Source organism: Mycetocola manganoxydans (genome assembly GCF_003667545.1).
Taxonomy (GTDB): domain Bacteria; phylum Actinomycetota; class Actinomycetes; order Actinomycetales; family Microbacteriaceae; genus Mycetocola_A; species Mycetocola_A manganoxydans.
On sequence record NZ_RCUV01000002.1, the window covers coordinates 118,526 to 136,785 of the forward strand.

Here is an 18,260-nt window from a genome sequence, read left to right on the forward strand (position 1 = left end):
ACTAGACCGTTGCGGTCAGACGCGCAGCGACGAGCTCCGCGATCTGAACCGCGTTGAGCGCTGCGCCCTTGCGGAGGTTGTCGTTCGAGATGAAGAGCGCGAGGCCCTTGCCTTCCGGCGCGCTCTGGTCGGCGCGGATCCGCCCCACGAGGGAAGGATCCTGCCCCGCTGCTTCGAGAGGCGTCGGGATGTCGGCGAGCGCGACGCCCGGGGCATCCGCCAGCAGTTCCGTGGCCCGCTCGGGGCTGAGGGGGCGCGCGAACTCGGCGTTGATCGACAGCGAGTGCCCGGTGAAAACGGGAACGCGGACGCACGTGCCTGAGACGAGGAGGTCGGGAAGTTCGAGAATCTTGCGGCTCTCGTTGCGGAGCTTCTTCTCTTCGTCGGTCTCGTTCTGGCCGTCGTCGACGATCGAGCCGGCGAGCGGGATGACGTCGAAGGCGATCGGGCGCTTGTAGACGACTGGCTCGGGCATGGTGACAGCTGAACCGTCGTGAACGAGCTGCAGGAGGTTGCTGTCTTCAGCGGCGACGCGGACCTGCGTGGCGAGTTCGCGTGCGCCGGCGAGACCGGAGCCCGAGACCGCCTGGTAGGTGCTGACGATGAGACGCTCGAGGCCGGCCTCTTCGTGCAGAACCTTGAGCACGGGCATCGCAGCCATGGTGGTGCAGTTCGGGTTCGCGATGATGCCTTTTTTGGCCTCGTCGATGGCGTGAGGGTTCACCTCGGAGACGACGAGAGGAACCTCGGGGTCCATCCGCCAGGCGCTCGAGTTGTCGATGACCATGGCGCCTGCTGCGGCGAACCGCTCGGCCTGGGCGCGGCTGCTCGTTGCCCCGGCCGAGAAGAGCGCGATGTCGAGTCCGCTGGGGTCGGCCGTCGCGGCATCCTCGACGGTGATGTCTTCGCCGCGGAAGGAGAGTGTCGAGCCCGCTGACCGCGCCGATGCGAAGAAACGGATGCTCGCAATCGGGAACTCGCGCTGCTCGAGAAGGGTGCGCATGACGGCACCGACCTGACCTGTCGCGCCGACGATGCCGACGTGGACTCCGTTGCTCATGGTGTTTCTCTCCTGTTCGGCGCGGGGGCTCCGCGCCTCAATTCGGATAATTCTCCCAAATCGGCGGTCAACCGGCGATTCGGAGTTCTCGCTGCGGATCGCCGCAGTTGCGAGAGGTGGTCGGTGGCTTGTACCTCAGCGGCCGGTGCCGCCGTGGACGACTGCTTCTTCTTCAGCGTCGAGGTCGAACGCAGCGTGCACGACGCGCGCTGCTTCCTTGACGTTGTCAGCGCGCGTGATGACCGAGATACGGATCTCACTGGTCGAGATCATCTCGATGTTGATGCCGGCGAGGTGAAGCGCCTCGAACAACCGGGCCGAGACTCCGGTATTCGCCTTCATGCCGGCACCGACGAGGACGAGCTTGCCGATCTGGTCGTCGTGCTGCAGCGAATCGAATCCGACCTCGTCGCGCTGGTCGAGCAGCGCGGTGAGGACCTTCTGGGCTTCGTCCTGCGGGAGCGTGAACGAGATGTCGGTGAGACCGGTGGCCGCTGCCGACACGTTCTGCACGATGATGTCGACGTTGGCGTCTGTCGACGCGATGATTTTGAAGATCTGGGCGGCCTTGCCGGGAACGTCGGGAACGCCGACGACGGTGATCTTGGCCTCGGTGAGGTCGATCGCGACACCGGTGACGATGGGGTGTTCCATCTCTTCGCCCTCTTTCGGGTTGATGACGAGGGTTCCCTCGTTGTTGTTGAACGATGATCGTACGTGGAGCGTCACACCGTGGCGGCGGGCATATTCCACTGCGCGAATGTACAGGACCTTCGCGCCGTTGGCCGCGAGTTCGAGCATCTCTTCACTCGTGATGGTGTCGATCTTCTGGGCCCGGGGAACGACGCGGGGATCCGAGGTGAAGATGCCGTCGACATCCGTGAAGATCTCGCAAACGTCTGCGTTGAGAGCAGCGGCCAGAGCTACCGCCGTCGTGTCCGAACCGCCGCGGCCGAGGGTGGTGATGTCTTCGGTCTCGTCGTTGAAGCCCTGGAATCCGGCCACGATGACGATGGCGCCGGTATCGAGCGCTTTGCGCACACGGACCGGGTTGACGTCGACGATGCGTGCAGATCCGTAGTGCTTGTCTGTGCGCATGCCGGCCTGAAGGCCCGTATACGACCGCGACGGAACGCCAAGGTTCTTGATCGCCATCGCGAGCAGCGACATCGAGATGCGCTCACCGCTCGAGAGAAGGAGGTCCATCTCACGGGGCTCCGGCGGCAGCGGCGAAACGGCTGCGGCGAGGTCGAGCAGTTCGTCGGTCGTGTCACCCATGGCGGAGACGACGACAACCACTTCGTTTCCGGCCTTGTGTGATTCGACGACGCGCTTGGCAACACGCTTGATACTCTCGGCGTCCGCGACGGAGGAACCGCCGAACTTCTGCACGATAAGGCTCACGGATACTCCTGGTGGGGTCGATCGGGCGTTACCCGACTCCCCATTCTAAAGGCGCACGCATACGCGGGCTGCTATGTGACGGATGCCGCCGCACGCGGCCTGCTCCACGGCATCCGTTTCGGGAGGTGACGTGTCGACTTTCGGCACCTGTTCACTCATTGCGGACCGCTTCACCCGGCACGCCGGATGTTTTCGACCGCATCGAGTGAAAACGCGGCGCGGGCGGCGGCATTCGGCGGGGCGGTCAGCGCTTGACGACCGTGCGGCCTTCGAACGCGCGCCCGAGGGTGACCTCGTCGGCGTACTCGAGGTCGCCGCCGACCGGGAGCCCGGAAGCAAGGCGGGTGATCTTGATCTCGAGCACGGTGAGCAGGCGGCTGAGGTAGGTCGCCGTTGCTTCACCCTCGAGGTTCGGGTCTGTTGCGATGATGACCTCCTGCACGACGCCGTCGGCGAGGCGCTGCATCAACTGGCGGATGCGCAGGTCGTCGGGGCCGATGCCGTCGATCGGGCTGATCGCGCCACCGAGCACGTGGTACAGGCCCCGGAATTCGCGGGTGCGCTCGATCGCGACGACGTCCTTCGCTTCTTCGACGACACAGATGCTCGCCGGATTGCGGCGCGGGTCGCGGCAGATCGAGCAGGTGGGCTGTTCGGCGACGTTTCCGCAGATCTCGCAGAAGTGCACCTTCTCGCGCACCTCGGTGAGCAACTCGGCGAGCCGGGTGACGTCGAACGTCTCGGTCTGCAGGATGTGGAACGCGATTCGCTGCGCAGACTTCGGGCCGATGCCGGGCAGGCGACCGAACTCGTCGATCAGTTCCTGGACGATGCCTTCATACATGCGGTTCTAGTCCCTGTTGAATCGGGTCGGCGGGGTGTACTGCTGCTCCTCGATGAAGCTCGCCCCGAGAAGTTCACGCACGACGGACTCGCCGTAACGACTGTTCACCGCTGGGTGGACGGTCCTGCGTGCGGTCGGTCGGTCCTGCGCGACGGATGCTGCTGCGTCGCGTCGGTCTGCAGCGGGTGCGTCGGGTGCCACGTCGGTCCGCTGCTGCTGCTCCTGATGCTGCGCTGGCCGGGTGCCGGGCGCTGCTGCGGTCGACGCCGGCGCTGCGCCGCCGGGGGCAGCTGGCGGTGCGCCCATCGGTGCGGGCGCGGGTGCGGTGCCCGGTCGAGCTGAGGCGTGCGAGGACGGCGAGCCGGCCGGCGGAATGAAGCCGGGTGCGGCGCCGGGACGAATTCCGGCGGCTGAGCCTGCCGGCGGGAGGAACCGGCCGGGTGGGATGATCCCTGAGACGTCGCCGATGGCCACGGGTTCGCGGGCGGGATCCGACAGCGGGTCGGGGTATGGCGGTTCGTCATCGGGCGGCGGAGCGTCACGGTCGTCGGGTTCCGGAGCGTCGCTGTCGCTCGGTGCACCGCGCGTGGGTGTGCGGGTGGGCACGCTCGGGGCCACTCCGGGCGCGCCCGAAGCGGCGGGTGCTGGTGTTGCGGAGTCCTCGGCGGGGGGAGCCGACGGGTCCGAGGTCGGGATGGCGACGACGTGCCATCCGCCCGCAGGCGGTGGGGCCACCGCTGGCGCCGGCGCGGTCCGCGCGCCGTTGTTCTGTGCGCCGTTGTTCGGCGCCGCGTTGTTCGGTGCGGCGTTCACCCGGCTGGCAGCACCTGCTGGCGCCTGGGCTCCGGCGGCCGGCCGGGTCGTTGCGTCCGCGCTCGGTGGGCCGGTGACGGCCGCCTGATTCGGCGCCGAGGCGGCAGGAGCTCCTGCCGTAGACGCGGCAGGAGCCGCACCGCCGGCAGGCTGCGTTCCACCGCTCGCAGGTGCTCCTGAACCGCCTGCCCCACCCGCTGGGCCGGACGTTCCTGGTCCACCCGAGCTGCCGGGGGAACCGGGCGGGGGCGAGGCCGGGCCGCGGCCCGGAGCATCCGTGTCGCCGGGGGAATCCACGTGCGCGATGAACTTGACCGTGACGCCGAGCACGTCGAGGATTGCCTGGCGCACGATCGTGCTGACGCCGTTGCCGGCTTGGAGTTGCTTGAAGTCGTCGACATCTTTCGCGCTTGGGAAGCTCAGACGCAGCACGGCGTCATCGCTGAAGGCCCGCACGGTCGCCGTCTGGGCGACAAGCCATGCTGACCTTTTGGCGGCGGCGACGCGCTCAAGAATTTCGGGCCAGGAATCCTTGAGTTGCTGAACGGTCACCGGTCCGAGCGGCCGCACCGTGATCGGAGCGGCGGGCGCCGGGGTCGCGGGCGCCGGCACCGCTGTCGCCGTCGTTGTCGGGACAGGTTCGGGGCGAGCAGTCCGCGCCGCTGCAGGTTCGACGGGCTCATCGAAGGAGCGCTGCGCGGAGGGGGCCGGTGCCGGGGCGGGGGGCGGAGCATCCGTCGACGCGGCGTCGGACATGCCGACGCGTCGCTCCAGACGCTCGACCCGGGCGAGGGCGCCCCGGGCGGAGTCATCCATCGACGGCACGAGCACGCGCGCAACCATGAGTTCGAGGTGGAGGCGCGGAGAGGTTGCGCCCGTCATCTCGCTCAAGGCGGCGTTCACGATGTCGGCCGTGCGGCTGAGTTCGGCCTGGCCGAAGCCGGTGGCCTGGACGGCCATGTGGTCGAGTTCGTCCTGCGGGATGCCGCGAAGCACGGATGCCGCGTCTCCCCCGGTCGCGCCCACGACGATGAGGTCGCGCAGGCGTTCGAGCAAGTCGTCGACGAAGCGGCGTGGGTCCTGGCCGGTCTGGATGACGCGATCGACCGCCGAGAAGGCGGCGCCGGCATCCCGCGCGGAGAGCGCGTCGATGACCTCGTCGAGGAGCGCGGAGTGCGTGTAGCCGAGGAGGGCGACCGCGCGTTCGTAGTCGACAGTGTCGCCTTCGGATCCGGCCATGAGCTGGTCGAGGAGCGAGAGGGTGTCGCGGGCTGAACCGCCTCCCGCGCGGACGACGAGCGGGAGGACGCCGGGCTCGACCTTGACGTTCTCGGACTCGCACATGGTCTGCACGTACTCGAGCATCTGGGCAGGCGGGATCAGCCGGAACGGGTAGTGGTGCGTGCGCGACCGGATCGTGCCGATGACCTTGTCTGGCTCGGTCGTGGCGAAGATGAACTTGATGTGTTCCGGCGGTTCTTCGACGATCTTGAGCAGAGCGTTGAAGCCCTGCGGCGTGACCATGTGGGCCTCGTCGAGGATGAAGATCTTGTAGCGGTCACGGGCCGGGGCGAAGATGGCCCGCTCGCGCAGGTCGCGGGCGTCGTCGACGCCGTTGTGGCTGGCGGCGTCGATCTCGACGACGTCGAGTGACCCGCTGCCCTCACGGCTGAGTTCGACGCAGCTCGGGCAGACGCCGCAGGGAGTGTCGGTCGGACCCTCGACGCAGTTGAGGCAACGCGCCAGAATGCGGGCGGAGGTGGTCTTGCCGCAGCCGCGCGGCCCGCTGAAGAGGTAGGCGTGGTTCACACGGTTGGTGCGCAGCGCGGTGCGCAGCGGATCGGTCACCTGAGACTGACCGATCAGCTCGGCAAAGGACTCTGGCCGGTAACGGCGATACAGGGCGGTAACCACTCCCTCATCGTAGTCGCCGCCGCCGACACCCGGGCCTGGCGGTGGGGATGGGTGCGGCCGGTAGCTTCGGGAGGAAAATCGCACTGCTCACCCACGTGGAGCGCCCCACGGACCCGTTTTTCCTCCCCAAGCAGCGGCGCAGCCTGTCCACAGAGCCCAGCACCGCCGATCCTTTCCACCGAGTGGGTTCCTCGCGGTTCCAGCGGGGCGCGCGAGAGCATCCTCGAGTCCATGAACAACGAATTCCGGCTCCTCGCCGAATGTGGTGGGATCGCCCATTCGTCCACCCTGACCGGCAAAGGAGCCAAGACCGCCAACCTGCAACGGCTGGCAGCGGATGGGCTTTTGCTCCGGCCGAGGCGCGGCTGGTACTCACTCCCGGGAGCCGACGCCCTTGCCGTCCGTGCTGTGTCACTGGGCGGTTTGGTGACGTGCGTCAGCGCACTACACAAGGCCGGAGTCTGGTGTGTCACCGATTCCCGACTCCACCTCGCCGTGGGCGCCCACACCGGTCATCCACCCCCGCGAAGCGCTGGCATCGTCACTCACTACTCTCTGCCCGCGACTCGGCTGGTCGGATATCCCCTGGTGCCGGTCGTCGACGCGCTGATCGACCAGTTCGGATGCCAAACCCGCGAGAACAGCATTGTCGTACTCGACTCCGCTCTCAACCGCGGGCTCATCAGCAGGTCGGACCTCGGCGACATTCGCTCTCGCATACCCCGCAAGTATCGGCCGGCCCTGGATTGCGCAGATGGCCGCTGCGAGTCTGGGCTGGAAACCAAGGTCCGGCTGCGCCTCAAGCATCGTCGGCTGCGCCATCAAACCCAGGTACAGATTCGGGGAGTTGGGCGCGTCGACATCCTGATCGGAGATCGACTGGTCATCGAGACGGATGGGCTCGAGTTCCACACCGGTGAGGCTGCTACCCGGGACCGAGAACGTGACCTCGCACTTCACCGGCTGGGGTACATCGTTATGCGTCTCACCTACGCGATGGTGATGTTTCGCTGGGACGAGGTACAAGCAGTCATAGACGGCTACGTGTCGCGGCGTGAGCACCTGTGGACGGCACTGCACGTGCGGGCGGGTTTGGCACGATAGCGACAGAGCGCCTGAGCGAGCCACGAGTGGCGGCGAAGTATTTACCGGCGGTTCACCGTGCGGCTTCCCGTCGCTCCTAATCTCACAGACGCGCGGCCCCTTTCGTTCGCAGCAGAACGACCCGCGCTCACTGGAGGAAACTGTGTCCCGATCACGACTAATCTTCGCCGGAACCGCTCTCGCGGCCTCGGCCCTTCTTCTGAGCGGATGCGCGCCGACCCCGGCATCCGGCACCGGCACGGATGAGATCGATGCCGCCACCGCGACAAGCGTCGCTGACTTCGGTGGACTCGAAGGTCTCGTCGAAGCCGCAGAGGCGGAGGGGGAACTGAATGTCATTGCCCTTCCCGAGAACTGGGCGAACTACGGCAAGATCATCTCCGCCTTCGAGGAGAAGTACGACATCACCGTGAACTCAGCCGATCCCGACGTATCGAGCGCCGAGGAAATCACCGCTGCCAAGAACCTCAAGGGCCAGGACACCGCACCCGACGTCTTTGACCTCGGCACCGCCGTCGCCCTAGAGTCAACCGACCATTTCGCTCCGTACCAGGTCGAGACCTGGGACGACATCCCTGCTGAGAACAAGGAAGAAACCGGTCTCTGGGTCAATGACTACACCGGCCTGATGTCGATCGGTTACAACGAGGACCTCGTCGACGTCCCATCATCACTCGACGACCTGCTCAGCGCAGGATACAAAGGCAAGATCGCCGTCAACGGGGACCCCACACAGGCGGGTGCGGCATTCGCTGCCGTCGGGTTCGCCGCTATCCAGTCCGGCGGCAGCGTCGACGACTTCCAGCCAGGCATCGACTTCTTCGCCGAACTCAACGAGGCAGGCAACTTCCTGCCCCTCGATCCGACGCCAGCAACGATCGCTTCGGGGGAAACCGCGGTCGTCTTCGACTGGAGCTACAACAATCTGGCTGAGGGAAAGAACGTTCCCAGCTGGAAGACGGTCGTCCTCGACGGGCCTGCATACGGCGCGTATTACAACCAGGCCGTGAACGCAGACGCTCCAAACCCGGCTGCTGCCCGACTGTGGCAGGAGTTCATTTTCAGCGACGAGGCGCAGAACCTCTATCTCGAGGCGGGCGCCTACCCCGTGCGTCTCGCGGTGATGGAGGAGGCTGGCACCGTCGACGAGGCCGCATCGAAATCTGCCGGCAGCGCGCCGGACGAGCTTTTGTCCCCCGATACTGCACAGACGGATGCCGCAAACGCTCTCCTCGCAGAGCAGTGGGCAGCACTAGTCGGGTAGTCCCACCCACATCGAACGCGCCGGGGCGACGGTCCCGGCGCGTTCCTGTCCGCCGGGAAACCGGCCGGAGGCATTCGTCATGAAATACCTCGGCCTTGCGCCGTTCGCCCTCTACGTTCTCCTCATGCTCGTCGTTCCCGTCATTCTCGCTGTCGCGACAGGCTTCACAGACGGCGACGGCGGATTCACCCTCGACAACATCACCGCGTTGGCAGATCCGGTGATCGTCAGCACCTTCGGCAACTCGTTCGCTCTCTCGGGCATCACCGCGGTCGTCGGCGCAACCCTGGGGGCACTGGTCTGCTACGCGCTGAGTGGCCTTGCGCCAGGCAGCCGGATTCGTATCGCCGTCGACGCAGTCTGCGGGGTCCTCGCCCAGTTCGGAGGCGTGATGCTCGCATTTGCGTTCATCGCAACCATCGGCATTCAGGGTATCGTTACCCTCATCCTCCGCGATCGCCTCGGTGTCGATATCTTCGCCGACGGAGTCTGGCTGTATCAGGTGCCCGGGTTGATCCTGCCCTACCTCTACTTTCAAGTGCCGCTCATGGTGATCACGTTTCTTCCCGCCGTGGACGGCCTCAAGGTGCAGTGGTCCGAAGCGAACGCGACCCTCGGGGGCAGCCGGCTGACCTTCTGGACGCGCATTGCCGGCCCGATTCTGGCTCCGTCGTTCCTGGGCGGACTGGTCCTGCTCTTCGCCAATGCGTTCTCGTCGTACGCCACGGCTGCCGCTCTGATCAGCCAGGGCGCTCAGATCGTGCCCTTGCAGATCCGCGGAGCGCTCATCAGCGAGACCGTCCTTGGCCGCGAAAATCTGGCCGGGACGCTCGCGCTCGGCATGATCGTCGTCATGGTGGTTCTCATGGGTGCATATTCTGCCCTGGCCCGTAAAACCGAGCGGTGGCAGCGTTGACAGCGCCACGGATCGGGGGAAAACCCAGCCGTTGGACCACCACCACCATCCTCGGCATTGTTGGCGTCATCTTCGCCATCCCACTGGTTTCGATGGCCGAATTCACTCTCCGCAGCACCGGCGGCGGCTACGGTTTCGAGCATTGGCTCGCGCTCATCGATCCCGAGAATGAGCGACGATATCGGATGCTGTGGGCCGGCATCCGCAATTCACTTCTCCTCGCTCCCTCCACCGTTGCGCTCATGCTTGTGCTTCTGGTGCCGACGATGATCCTCGTACAATTGCGGTTCCCGCGGCTGCGGCGTCTTCTTGAACTGATTTGCCTGTTGCCCATCACCGTTCCCGCTATCGCCCTCGTCGTCGGGCTAGCGCCCGTGTACTCGGTGATTTCCGGGGTGTTCGGCAGCAGCGCGTGGACGCTTGCGTTCGCGTACGGCATCCTCGTATTGCCGTTCGCGTACCGTGCCGTCCAGTCGAACCTGCAGGCGATCGATCTCGTCACCCTCACTGAAGCGGCACGGACCCTCGGGGCCTCCTGGCCAACCGTGATCATCCGGGTGATTGTGCCTGCCCTTCGCACGGGATTGCTTGCGGCGTCGGTCATCAGCATTGCCGTGGTACTCGGTGAGTACACGCTCGCGTCGCTACTCAACCGGCAGAACCTGCAGACCGCGCTCGTTCAAGTGTCGAAAAGTGACCCGTACACGGCTGTCATCCTCTCCCTCCTTTCCCTCCTCTTCGCTTTCGCCCTCCTCGCCGTTATCGGCCGGGTGGGTGCCGGCCGCCCGCAGAACAGGACCACATCATGACGTCGATGAGCGCAGCATCCGCCCTCGCCCGCCCCGGCACAGCCGTCGAATTCGCTTCCGTTGTCAAGCAGTACGGCGAGCACCGTGCGTTGGACGAACTCGAGCTGAACATCGAACCCGGTGAGTTCGTCGCCCTGCTGGGCCCCAGCGGTTGTGGCAAGACGACGGCACTGCGTGCGCTGGCCGGTCTGGAGACGGTCTCATCCGGCACGGTGTCAGTCGATGGCAATGACATCTCACGCATTCCGGTCAACCGCCGCGATATGGGCATGGTGTTCCAGTCCTATTCGCTCTTTCCGCACATGACGGTCACGGACAATGTGGAGTTCGGCCTCCGGATGCGACGAATCCAGGTCACCGAGCGACGCCGCCTCGCCGCTGAATCCCTCGAGTTGGTTGGACTCGGCGCACTCGGTGGTCGCTTCGCCCACCAGTTATCGGGCGGGCAGCAACAGCGGGTGGCTCTTGCGCGTGCACTGGTCACCCGGCCGGGCGTCCTTTTGCTCGACGAACCGCTTTCTGCTCTCGACGCGAAGGTGCGCGTGCAGCTGAGGGACGAGATTCGCCGCATTCAGCAGGAACTGGGTATCACCACCCTGTTCGTCACGCACGACCAGGATGAAGCTCTCGCCGTCGCCGATCGTGTCGCCGTCATGCGGGCGGGCCGGATCGAACAGATCGGGACGCCGGAGCAGCTCTACTCGCAACCGGCAACAACGTTCGTCGCCGATTTCGTCGGGCAGAGCAACCAGCTGGAGGGAATCGCATCCGAAGGTGTCGTGCAGGTACTCGGGCAGAGACTTCCGACAAGGGACCCTGCCGAGGGGCATGTGCTCTGCTTCCTCCGCCCGGAGGACATCACGGTCCGACCGGCAAACGGATCGGGACTCGGTACTGTCGCAAGCTCCAGTTTCCACGGCAGTTTCCGCCGCACCACTGTGCTCGTTGAAGGGCGGGCGGTCGTCACGCAGCACCCGGCATCACAGTCGTACGGTGTCGGCACCGATGTTGACCTGGTGGTGTCGGCAACTGAGGTCACCGTATCGGCGTTTCCGGCACCGAACGCACGCTAGACAGACGGTTTCGGGAGGAAAATCGTGGGGTTGGTCCACAGTGAACCCTCGAACTCAACGATTTTCCTCCCGAATGCACAACGCGAGCGGTTCAGACCGGCACAGCCTGCCCGCGGGCCGCATCGAGCCCCTCCCAGCGGCTGCCGAACAACGGCGTCAGCGTCAGCACCGCGTAGAGAACCGCACATCCGAGCAGCGTCGGCCCCAACCCGATTGCTGCGACGGCCGCCCCCGCCGCGAAACTTCCCAGCGGCATCGCCGCAGCAACCCCCGCCGTCGTGACACCGAAAACCCGCGCACGCATCGGCTCAGGCGTGAGCCCGTACATCGCGGTCGAGAGCATCGGGTTGATCGCCCCTGCCGCGAGCCCGGACAGCGCGAACACCACGAGAAGAACGGGCACCGGCATCCCGAGGAACATCGCCAGGTACGGCGGCATCCCCGCGAAGAAGAACGACCAGACGAACATCGCCCGTCCGGCCAGCCGGTGCCCCCACACCGCGAACAACGCCGACCCGGCGAGCGCCCCACCCGCGAAGCAGCCGACCATGAACCCGAGCAGTGCCCCTGACTCCGAGTTCCCGGCCGCATAGATCGGCTTGAGCACCGTGAGCCCGGCGACGTCGATCGCATTGGTCAGCATCACGAGCAGCACGACGCTCCGCAACAGCGGCTGCTTCACGAGAAAACGGATGCCGTCGGCCAACTCCTTCAGGTATGGCTCGTTCTCGACCCGCAACGGCCGGGCGACATCGCGCGGAATGCACACCACCACGAGAAGAGCAGACACGGCAAACGTCACAGCGTTGACGAACAGCGAGTTTGTCGCCCCGACGAGTGCGACGAGAATGCCTGCGGTCGCCGCGCCGAGCATCGACGCGGTGCGCTGCACCGCAGACTGCGCGCCGGCCGCCCGCGCCAGAGCCACCCCACCGCGCTCGGCGAGTTCCGGAAGCAGCACGGTTTTCGCTGTGTCACCCGGGGTGTCGAGAAGCCCGCTCAGGAACACAAGCAGCAGCAGGAGCCAGAACGGCAACCCGCCGGTCAACGCGAACACGGGGATCAGCAGCACGGTGGCGCCGCTCGCAAGATCAGCGAGGATGCTCGCGCTCCGGTACCCGAAACGGTCGATCACGGCACCACCGAGAGCCCCACCGATGATCAGCGGCACCGTCGCGAACACTCCGGCGACACCGGTGGCAAGCGGTGACCCGGTCGTCGCCAGCACGTAGAGCGGCACTGCGACCATGGTGATGGCGTTGCCCGCTTTCGACACGAGCCCAGCGGCGAGCAGCCCGATCAGCGGGAGCCGCGACGTCGCGACAGTGCTGCTCGTCACCGGGATACCTCAGGGGATGCCACGTCGTCGGCCGCGCGGGAGGCACCGGCCCCGGCACCAATGGACCGCGGTCGCACGAATGCGCTGTACATCAGCCGGGACGGGCGGGCGCTCGGCTCCCCCGGCCTGCTGCGCGACTCCCAGCGCTGGGCGAGTTCCTCGAGTTCGTCCGACAGTTCCCGGAGCTCGTCCGGGGTGAGGAAGGTGACGCTGTCACCGCTCGTCGCACCGGCCACCCATTCCGGCGCCAGTGTCGGTTCGAGGTCGATGTACTCGGCCAGCTCCGAACTCTGCGCCTGCAGGAACGTGTGCCGCATCGCAACGCTCGCAATTCGCGTGGACGGGTCCTCGTTCAGTTTCGACGGCTCATATCGCGTGTGCGATTCGGCCGCCGCCCACCAGCGTTCACGGGCATCCCTGGCGTGTTCGGGCGCTCCAGCCACAAATCCGGCTCGTGCCAGAACGCCGACGTGGTAACTGATGGAGCCGGGGGCCTCGTCGAAGACCTCGGCGAGCATGCCGACCGATTGAGGCCCGGACACCCGCAGTTCGCCGAGAAGCTTCACCCGCAGCGGATGCGCGAGGGCGCGCATCGCTGTGGGATCGGTGAGCGCGTGAACGGGGCGTTTGGGAGCGGCCATACCCACAGACTAATTCCACAAGAACTCTTGTGCAATAGTCGTTGTGAAAAGACGGATGCTGCGGGGAGCGTCACCGAACGGGCAGGCTCACGGTCGCGGTCGTGCCAGCTCCGGGCTCGGTGAGGAAGTCCAGCTCTCCCCCGTGCGCGTCGACGATTCCCTTCGTCACGGTGACGGCGAGTCCAACGCCCGGAAAATGTTCGCCTGCGCCCTTCGAGCGATAGAACGGCGATGCGAGCGCCTCCATCTCCTCCGGCGGCATGCCCATGCCGGAGTCCTGCACGCTGATCCGCACCCGATTCGCCGCCATGTCTTCGGCCACACGGACGTCGACCGTCCCACCGCGCGGCGTGAAGCGGAGGGCGTTGGCGACGAGGTTGTCGACGGCCTGGCTGACCCGACGCCGATCGAGAACGGCAGAGATACCGGCCGGTGCATCGAGACCGAGCCGCACGCCCGCGGCATCCGCAGCTGGAGCGCAGCGATCGACCACCGCAGCACACAGCGCGCCGACGTCATGAAGCTCCCGTTCGAGCTTCACCGAACCGCGCTCCCTGCTCGCTTCCTCGAGAAGATCGCTGACGAGGCTCTGCAGCCGGTCGGTGTTGCGCTCGATCACGGTCAGGTTGTTGAGGATGCCGTCCGGCACGTCAGGATCATCCATGATCAGTTCCAGATAGCCCACGATCGACGCAAGCGGAGTGCGGAACTCGTGCGAGACGGAGCCAACGAGCGCGTCCTTTGCCGAGAGCGCTTCGAGGTAGACGGTGACGTCCTCCACGGCTACGACCGTGCCCGCGAAAGCGCCGTCGGCATCGATGAGTGGGCGAGCAGACGCAGACAGCGCGTGCTGCCGGGTTCCGGGTGCGGCTATCCAGACCAGCCGGTCACGGAATTCCTTGCCGTCGATCGCTTGCGTGACGAACCCCTGTTCGGCGGGCACGCGCGTGACCCGATCGGCCTCAAGCAGATATTCCTGCTGCTCCAATTCGAGCGGGGTCAGGCCGGTGCTCACAATGATCGGGTGTTCCTTCACCGTGCGATTGGAAAGCAGAGAATTCCCGTCCGCGTCGTACGCCAGAATGCCCACGTCGACCGCATCGAGGATGCTGTCGAGAAGCGCAGACGTGCGCTTCTCGCGGGCGAGCGACGCTGCTGTCGTCGCCTGCTGCTCGGTGAGAGAGCGGATGCTCGCAGCCGTGCGCCGCGATGCAACAAAGGTGCTGCCAGCGGCGACCGCCGCGACGGCCGGGATGAGGAGATTCAGGAGGGCGTGCTCGAGTTGAGCGAGGCCACCCCCGCCCATCCCCGGCGCCTCGAACATGCCGAGGGACAGCACGACCGCGAGGCTCGCGAAGATAAATTTTCCGGACCAGCCCAGCCACAACGCCGGGAGGATCGCGAGGTACCCGATGGCGTGGACGTGTTGCTCAGGAAGCTGGCGCATCACGATCAGCGCGACCATGTCGAGCATCGGCACGAGCAGCAACCATTGGGAACTGGTCCGGCCGATGATGAGGGCCAGAATCGTCGCGAGCGCCAGGATACCCATGGCGATGGCAAAGGCCGGCGTTTGGAGCGGGGTCGGATCGACGACGAGCGCGATGGCGATTGCACAGCCGACGATCGCCACAGCGCTCACCTGGATGGCAACCTCGGCTCGGTACCCGAACCATCGGGCACCCAGTTCCGCCGCCGGCAGCGGGCTCATAACACCGACATCGTCTGCCGGGCTATCTCGAGCTCTTCGTTGGTGGGAATCACCAGTACCTCGACGTCGGAATCGTCCGCGGAGATCCGGCGCGGGTCCCGCGAGGACTCTTCGTTGCGTTCAGCGGAGAGACGGATGCCGAATCCTTCCAGCCCGGCGAGCGCGCCCGCCCGCACGGCAGCGGCGTTCTCGCCGACCCCCGCGGTGAACGCGATCACGTCGACGCGCCCCAGTTGCGCCATGTAGTTACCGACGTAACCCTTGAGCCGGTGGACGTACACGTCGAAGGCGATGCTCGCGCGCTCGTCGCCCGTGGCAGCCCGCTTCAGCACGTCGCGCATGTCGCCTGCACCGGCGAGACCGAGCAACCCGCTCTTGCGGTTGAGCAGTTCGTCGATGTCATCGAAGCTCATGCCGGTCCGCCGGTGGAGGTGGATGAGAACGGCAGGGTCGATGTCGCCGGAACGGGTACCCATTACGAGACCCTCGAGTGGCGTCAGCCCCATGGATGTCTCGACCGAACGTCCGCCGGCGATCGCCGAGGCCGAGGCACCATTACCGAGATGCAGAACGATCTGGTTGAGGTCGGCGAGCGGGCGGCCCAGGAAAGCAGCCGCCTCTTCGGAGACGAACTTGTGCGACGTTCCGTGGAAACCGTACTTGCGCAGCCGGTGCTTCGCAGCGAGCGCGCTGTCGATCGCGTAGCTGTAGGCGTCAGGCGCGAGCGTCGAGTGAAACGCCGTATCGAACACGGCGACGTGGGGCACGTCCGGGAACGCGTTCTGCGCGGCTTCGATGCCCTGCAGATTCGCCGGATTGTGCAGCGGCGCGAGCTCGGAGAGCTCCTCGATGTTGATCTTCACGAGGTCGTTCACGAGTGTCGGGCCGAAGAACCGCTTTCCTCCGTGCACGACGCGATGACCGACGGCGATGAGCGGATGCCGCTCGAGCGACGGTCCGTTCGCAGCGAAAGCATCCAGCATGACGCGGAATCCGGCCGTGTGATCGGGAATCGGGAGATCGCGCGCTGTCGTCAGCGGAGCATCCGACCGGTCGACGGAGGGGACGGCATCCCATGGAATCGTGTGGACGGCGTGGCCGGTTCCTTCGCCGATTCGCTCGACGAGGCCCGTTGCCAGCATCTGCTCGGTGGCCATGTCGATCAGCTGGTACTTGAACGACGACGACCCCGAGTTGACGACGAGCACCGCGCTCATGCGGGGGTCTCGCCCTGCGCCTGGATCGCGGTGATCGCGACGGTGTTGACGATGTCCTGGACGAGCGCCCCTCGGGACAGGTCGTTGATCGGCTTGTTGAGCCCCTGCAGCACCGGCCCGATGGCGACGGCCCCTGCGGACCGCTGGACGGCCTTGTAGGTGTTGTTGCCGGTGTTGAGGTCGGGGAAGATGAACACCGTCGCCCGGCCGGCGACCTCTGAGCCGGGCATTTTGGAGGCGCCGACCGCGGCATCCGCTGCGGCGTCGTACTGGATCGGGCCCTCGACCAGCAGGTCGGGGCGGCGCGAGCGGACGAGCGCTGTCGCTTCGCGGACTTTCTCGACGTCGGCACCCGAACCTGATTCACCCGTCGAATACGACAGCATCGCGACGCGCGGGTCGATGCCGAACTGCAGCGCCGTCTCGGTGGAGGAGATGGCGATGTCCGCGAGCTGCGACGAGTCAGGGTCGGGGATGACGGCGCAGTCACCGTAGACGAGCACGCGGTCCTGGAGCGCCATGAGGAAGACGGAGGAGACGACGTTCACTCCCGGCTTGGTCTTGATGATCTCGAAACCGGGGCGGATGGTGTGTGCCGTGGTGTGGGCAGCCCCGGACACCATGCCGTCGGCGAGGCCGAGGTGCACCATCATGGTGCCGAAGTAGGAGACGTCGCTGACCTGGTCGCGAGCCTGGTCGATGGTCACACCCTTGTGTGCCCGAATTCGGGCGTACTCCTCAGCGAACTTGAAACCGAGGACCGGGTCGTGGGATGAGAGGACCTCGGCGCCGGAGATGTCGAGACCGAGCTCGATCGCCCGCGACCGCACCTCGAACGGTTCTCCGAGGATCGTGAGCTGGGCGACCCCGCGAGCGAGGAGCGTGTGGGCGGCGCGAAGGATGCGGTCGTCGTTGCCCTCGGGCAGAACGATGTGCTTCGGGTTCGCGCGGGCGCGCTCCAGCAGGCCGTACTCGAACATGAGCGGGGTGACGACGCTCGTCGCGCTGACCTCGAGCAACTGGAGCAGCTCCGCTCCCGTCACGTGCTGTTCGAACAGCGCGAGGGCAGCGTCGTACTTGCGCTGTGAGTCCGCGGCGAGACGACCGCGGGTGCGGGTGATGCGCACGATCGTGTCGTAGGTGCCGAGATCGGTGCGGATGATGGGGAGCGTCTGCGGCAGGCCGTCGAGCAACTGTTCGACCGGCTCCGGCAGGTCGAACCCGCCGTTGAGCACGATGCCGGCGATCGACGGGAACGTGCCCGAGCTTTGCGCCATCATCGCGGCGAGGAGGACTTCGGTGCGGTCACCGGCGACGACGAGCACGGCGCCTTCGATGAGCCGGGGAAGCACGTTGACCATCCCCATGCCCGCGACGACGACGCCGAGCGCCTCACGTCCGAGGAGCGCAGGGTCGCCCTTGAGCAGAACGCCGTCGGTCGCCGTCATGATCGATTCCATGCTCGGGGCGATGAGGTACGGGTCTTCGGGGATCGACCAGACCGGAACGCCCGGCCGTGCCTTCTCGATCGCGGCGGTGACCTCGGCGAGGTGGTCGGGATCGACCCGGTTGGCGATCACGGCGAGGAGGGTGGCGTGGGCGTTCCTCAGTTCGAGGAGCGCCAGTTCCGCGATGTCACCCATGTGGTCGGCGCTGCGCGGGTCGGCCTGGCCGAGGCGTTCGCCGGAGCCCTGGTTCGAACGTCCACCGAGAACGAGAAGGACTGGAGCACCGAGGTTGGTCGCGATTCGGGCGTTGTATCCGAGCTCGGTCGGGCTCCCGACGTCGGTGTAGTCAGAACCGAGGATGACGACGGCGTCGCACTTGGCCTCGACCGCCTTATAGCGGGACACGATCTCGGCGAGGGCCGCATCGGCATCCTCGTGGACCGCGTCGTAGGTGACACCGATGCACTCGTCGTAGCCGAGGTCGACGCTGTCGTGGTCGAGCAGCAGCTCGACGACGTAGTCGCGTTCAGAGGTCGAGCGGGCAATCGGACGGAAGACGCCGACCCGTTGCACCTGGTGCGAGAGGGTATCCAGAGTGCCCAACGCGATTGTCGACTTGCCGGTCTGTCCTTCAGCGGACGTGATGTAGATGCTCTTCGCCACGGGTTCAGCCTACGGCCCCCGCCCGGGTGTCGCGTTTGGG

The 18,260-nt window shown here is 66.3% G+C and carries 14 protein-coding genes; 5 read left to right on the forward strand and 9 right to left on the reverse strand.

Annotated elements, in window-relative coordinates:
* Position 1: 1 nt before the first annotated feature.
* The 4 genes from D9V29_RS01885 to D9V29_RS01900 all read right to left on the reverse strand — a co-directional run bounded on the left by D9V29_RS01885 (position 2) and on the right by D9V29_RS01900 (position 6,035).
* Complete coding sequence (locus D9V29_RS01885) at positions 2–1,060, reverse strand: aspartate-semialdehyde dehydrogenase (protein ID WP_121671625.1); 1,059 nt, start codon at positions 1,058–1,060, stop codon at positions 2–4.
* A 135-nt stretch (positions 1,061–1,195) separates the two neighbouring features.
* Positions 1,196–2,464, reverse strand: a complete 1,269-nt coding sequence (locus D9V29_RS01890) for an aspartate kinase (protein WP_121671626.1) — start codon at positions 2,462–2,464, stop codon at positions 1,196–1,198.
* A 244-nt stretch (positions 2,465–2,708) separates the two neighbouring features.
* Positions 2,709–3,308, reverse strand: a complete 600-nt coding sequence (recR, locus tag D9V29_RS01895; RefSeq protein WP_121671627.1) for a recombination mediator RecR — start codon at positions 3,306–3,308, stop codon at positions 2,709–2,711.
* Between the two features lie 6 nt (positions 3,309–3,314).
* Positions 3,315–6,035, reverse strand: coding sequence for a DNA polymerase III subunit gamma and tau (locus tag D9V29_RS01900; protein WP_121671628.1), 2,721 nt, complete (start codon positions 6,033–6,035; stop codon positions 3,315–3,317).
* Positions 6,036–6,266: 231 nt separating this feature from the next.
* On the opposite strand from D9V29_RS01900, the gene D9V29_RS01905 reads away from it, so the two are divergent.
* The 5 genes from D9V29_RS01905 (at position 6,267) to D9V29_RS01925 (ending at position 11,201) form a co-directional block, all read left to right on the forward strand.
* Complete coding sequence (locus D9V29_RS01905; protein ID WP_121671629.1) at positions 6,267–7,139, forward strand: endonuclease domain-containing protein; 873 nt, start codon at positions 6,267–6,269, stop codon at positions 7,137–7,139.
* A gap of 142 nt (positions 7,140–7,281) precedes the next feature.
* Complete coding sequence (locus tag D9V29_RS01910; protein ID WP_121671630.1) at positions 7,282–8,403, forward strand: ABC transporter substrate-binding protein; 1,122 nt, start codon at positions 7,282–7,284, stop codon at positions 8,401–8,403.
* A 79-nt stretch (positions 8,404–8,482) separates the two neighbouring features.
* Positions 8,483–9,319, forward strand: coding sequence for an ABC transporter permease (locus D9V29_RS01915; RefSeq protein WP_121671631.1), 837 nt, complete (start codon positions 8,483–8,485; stop codon positions 9,317–9,319).
* A complete protein-coding gene (locus D9V29_RS01920) occupies positions 9,307–10,128 on the forward strand; it encodes an ABC transporter permease (protein ID WP_373294782.1) in 822 nt (273 codons plus the stop codon). The genes D9V29_RS01915 and D9V29_RS01920 overlap by 13 nt, the downstream gene beginning before the upstream one ends.
* Positions 10,125–11,201: an ABC transporter ATP-binding protein gene (locus D9V29_RS01925; RefSeq protein WP_121671632.1), complete on the forward strand. Its 1,077-nt coding sequence runs from the start codon at positions 10,125–10,127 to the stop codon at positions 11,199–11,201. Before D9V29_RS01920 ends, D9V29_RS01925 begins: the two co-directional genes overlap by 4 nt.
* 91 nt (positions 11,202–11,292) lie before the next feature.
* Here D9V29_RS01925 and D9V29_RS01930 read toward each other — a convergent pair whose 3' ends face one another.
* The 5 genes from D9V29_RS01930 to pta form a co-directional block, all read right to left on the reverse strand.
* Positions 11,293–12,540 carry an MFS transporter gene (locus tag D9V29_RS01930; RefSeq protein ID WP_121671633.1) on the reverse strand — a complete coding sequence of 416 codons (1,248 nt, stop codon included), beginning with the start codon at positions 12,538–12,540 and terminating at the stop codon, positions 11,293–11,295.
* A complete protein-coding gene (locus tag D9V29_RS01935) occupies positions 12,537–13,181 on the reverse strand; it encodes a winged helix-turn-helix domain-containing protein (protein ID WP_121671634.1) in 645 nt (214 codons plus the stop codon). Before D9V29_RS01935 ends, D9V29_RS01930 begins: the two co-directional genes overlap by 4 nt.
* Before the next feature lie 70 nt (positions 13,182–13,251).
* On the reverse strand, positions 13,252–14,892 hold the full coding sequence (locus D9V29_RS01940) for a sensor histidine kinase (protein WP_121671635.1): 1,641 nt from the start codon (positions 14,890–14,892) through the stop codon (positions 13,252–13,254).
* Positions 14,889–16,109 carry an acetate/propionate family kinase gene (locus D9V29_RS01945; RefSeq protein ID WP_121671636.1) on the reverse strand — a complete coding sequence of 407 codons (1,221 nt, stop codon included), beginning with the start codon at positions 16,107–16,109 and terminating at the stop codon, positions 14,889–14,891. The genes D9V29_RS01940 and D9V29_RS01945 overlap by 4 nt, the downstream gene beginning before the upstream one ends.
* Positions 16,106–18,220, reverse strand: coding sequence for a phosphate acetyltransferase (gene pta, locus D9V29_RS01950; RefSeq protein WP_121671637.1), 2,115 nt, complete (start codon positions 18,218–18,220; stop codon positions 16,106–16,108). Before pta ends, D9V29_RS01945 begins: the two co-directional genes overlap by 4 nt.
* Between the last annotated feature and the right edge of the window lie 40 nt (positions 18,221–18,260).

What these genes read in the sequence shown, in the direction of transcription:
- D9V29_RS01935 (WP_121671634.1), bottom strand. Translation starts at nt 13,181, where the DNA reads ATGGCCGCTCCCAAACGCCCCGTTCACGCGCTCACCGATCCCACAGCG.
- D9V29_RS01905 (WP_121671629.1), top strand. Translation starts at nt 6,267, where the DNA reads ATGAACAACGAATTCCGGCTCCTCGCCGAATGTGGTGGGATCGCCCAT.
- D9V29_RS01885 (WP_121671625.1), bottom strand. Translation starts at nt 1,060, where the DNA reads ATGAGCAACGGAGTCCACGTCGGCATCGTCGGCGCGACAGGTCAGGTC.
- D9V29_RS01915 (WP_121671631.1), top strand. Translation starts at nt 8,483, where the DNA reads ATGAAATACCTCGGCCTTGCGCCGTTCGCCCTCTACGTTCTCCTCATG.
- D9V29_RS01945 (WP_121671636.1), bottom strand. Translation starts at nt 16,109, where the DNA reads ATGAGCGCGGTGCTCGTCGTCAACTCGGGGTCGTCGTCGTTCAAGTAC.
- D9V29_RS01925 (WP_121671632.1), top strand. Translation starts at nt 10,125, where the DNA reads ATGACGTCGATGAGCGCAGCATCCGCCCTCGCCCGCCCCGGCACAGCC.
- D9V29_RS01940 (WP_121671635.1), bottom strand. Translation starts at nt 14,892, where the DNA reads ATGAGCCCGCTGCCGGCGGCGGAACTGGGTGCCCGATGGTTCGGGTAC.
- recR (WP_121671627.1), bottom strand. Translation starts at nt 3,308, where the DNA reads ATGTATGAAGGCATCGTCCAGGAACTGATCGACGAGTTCGGTCGCCTG.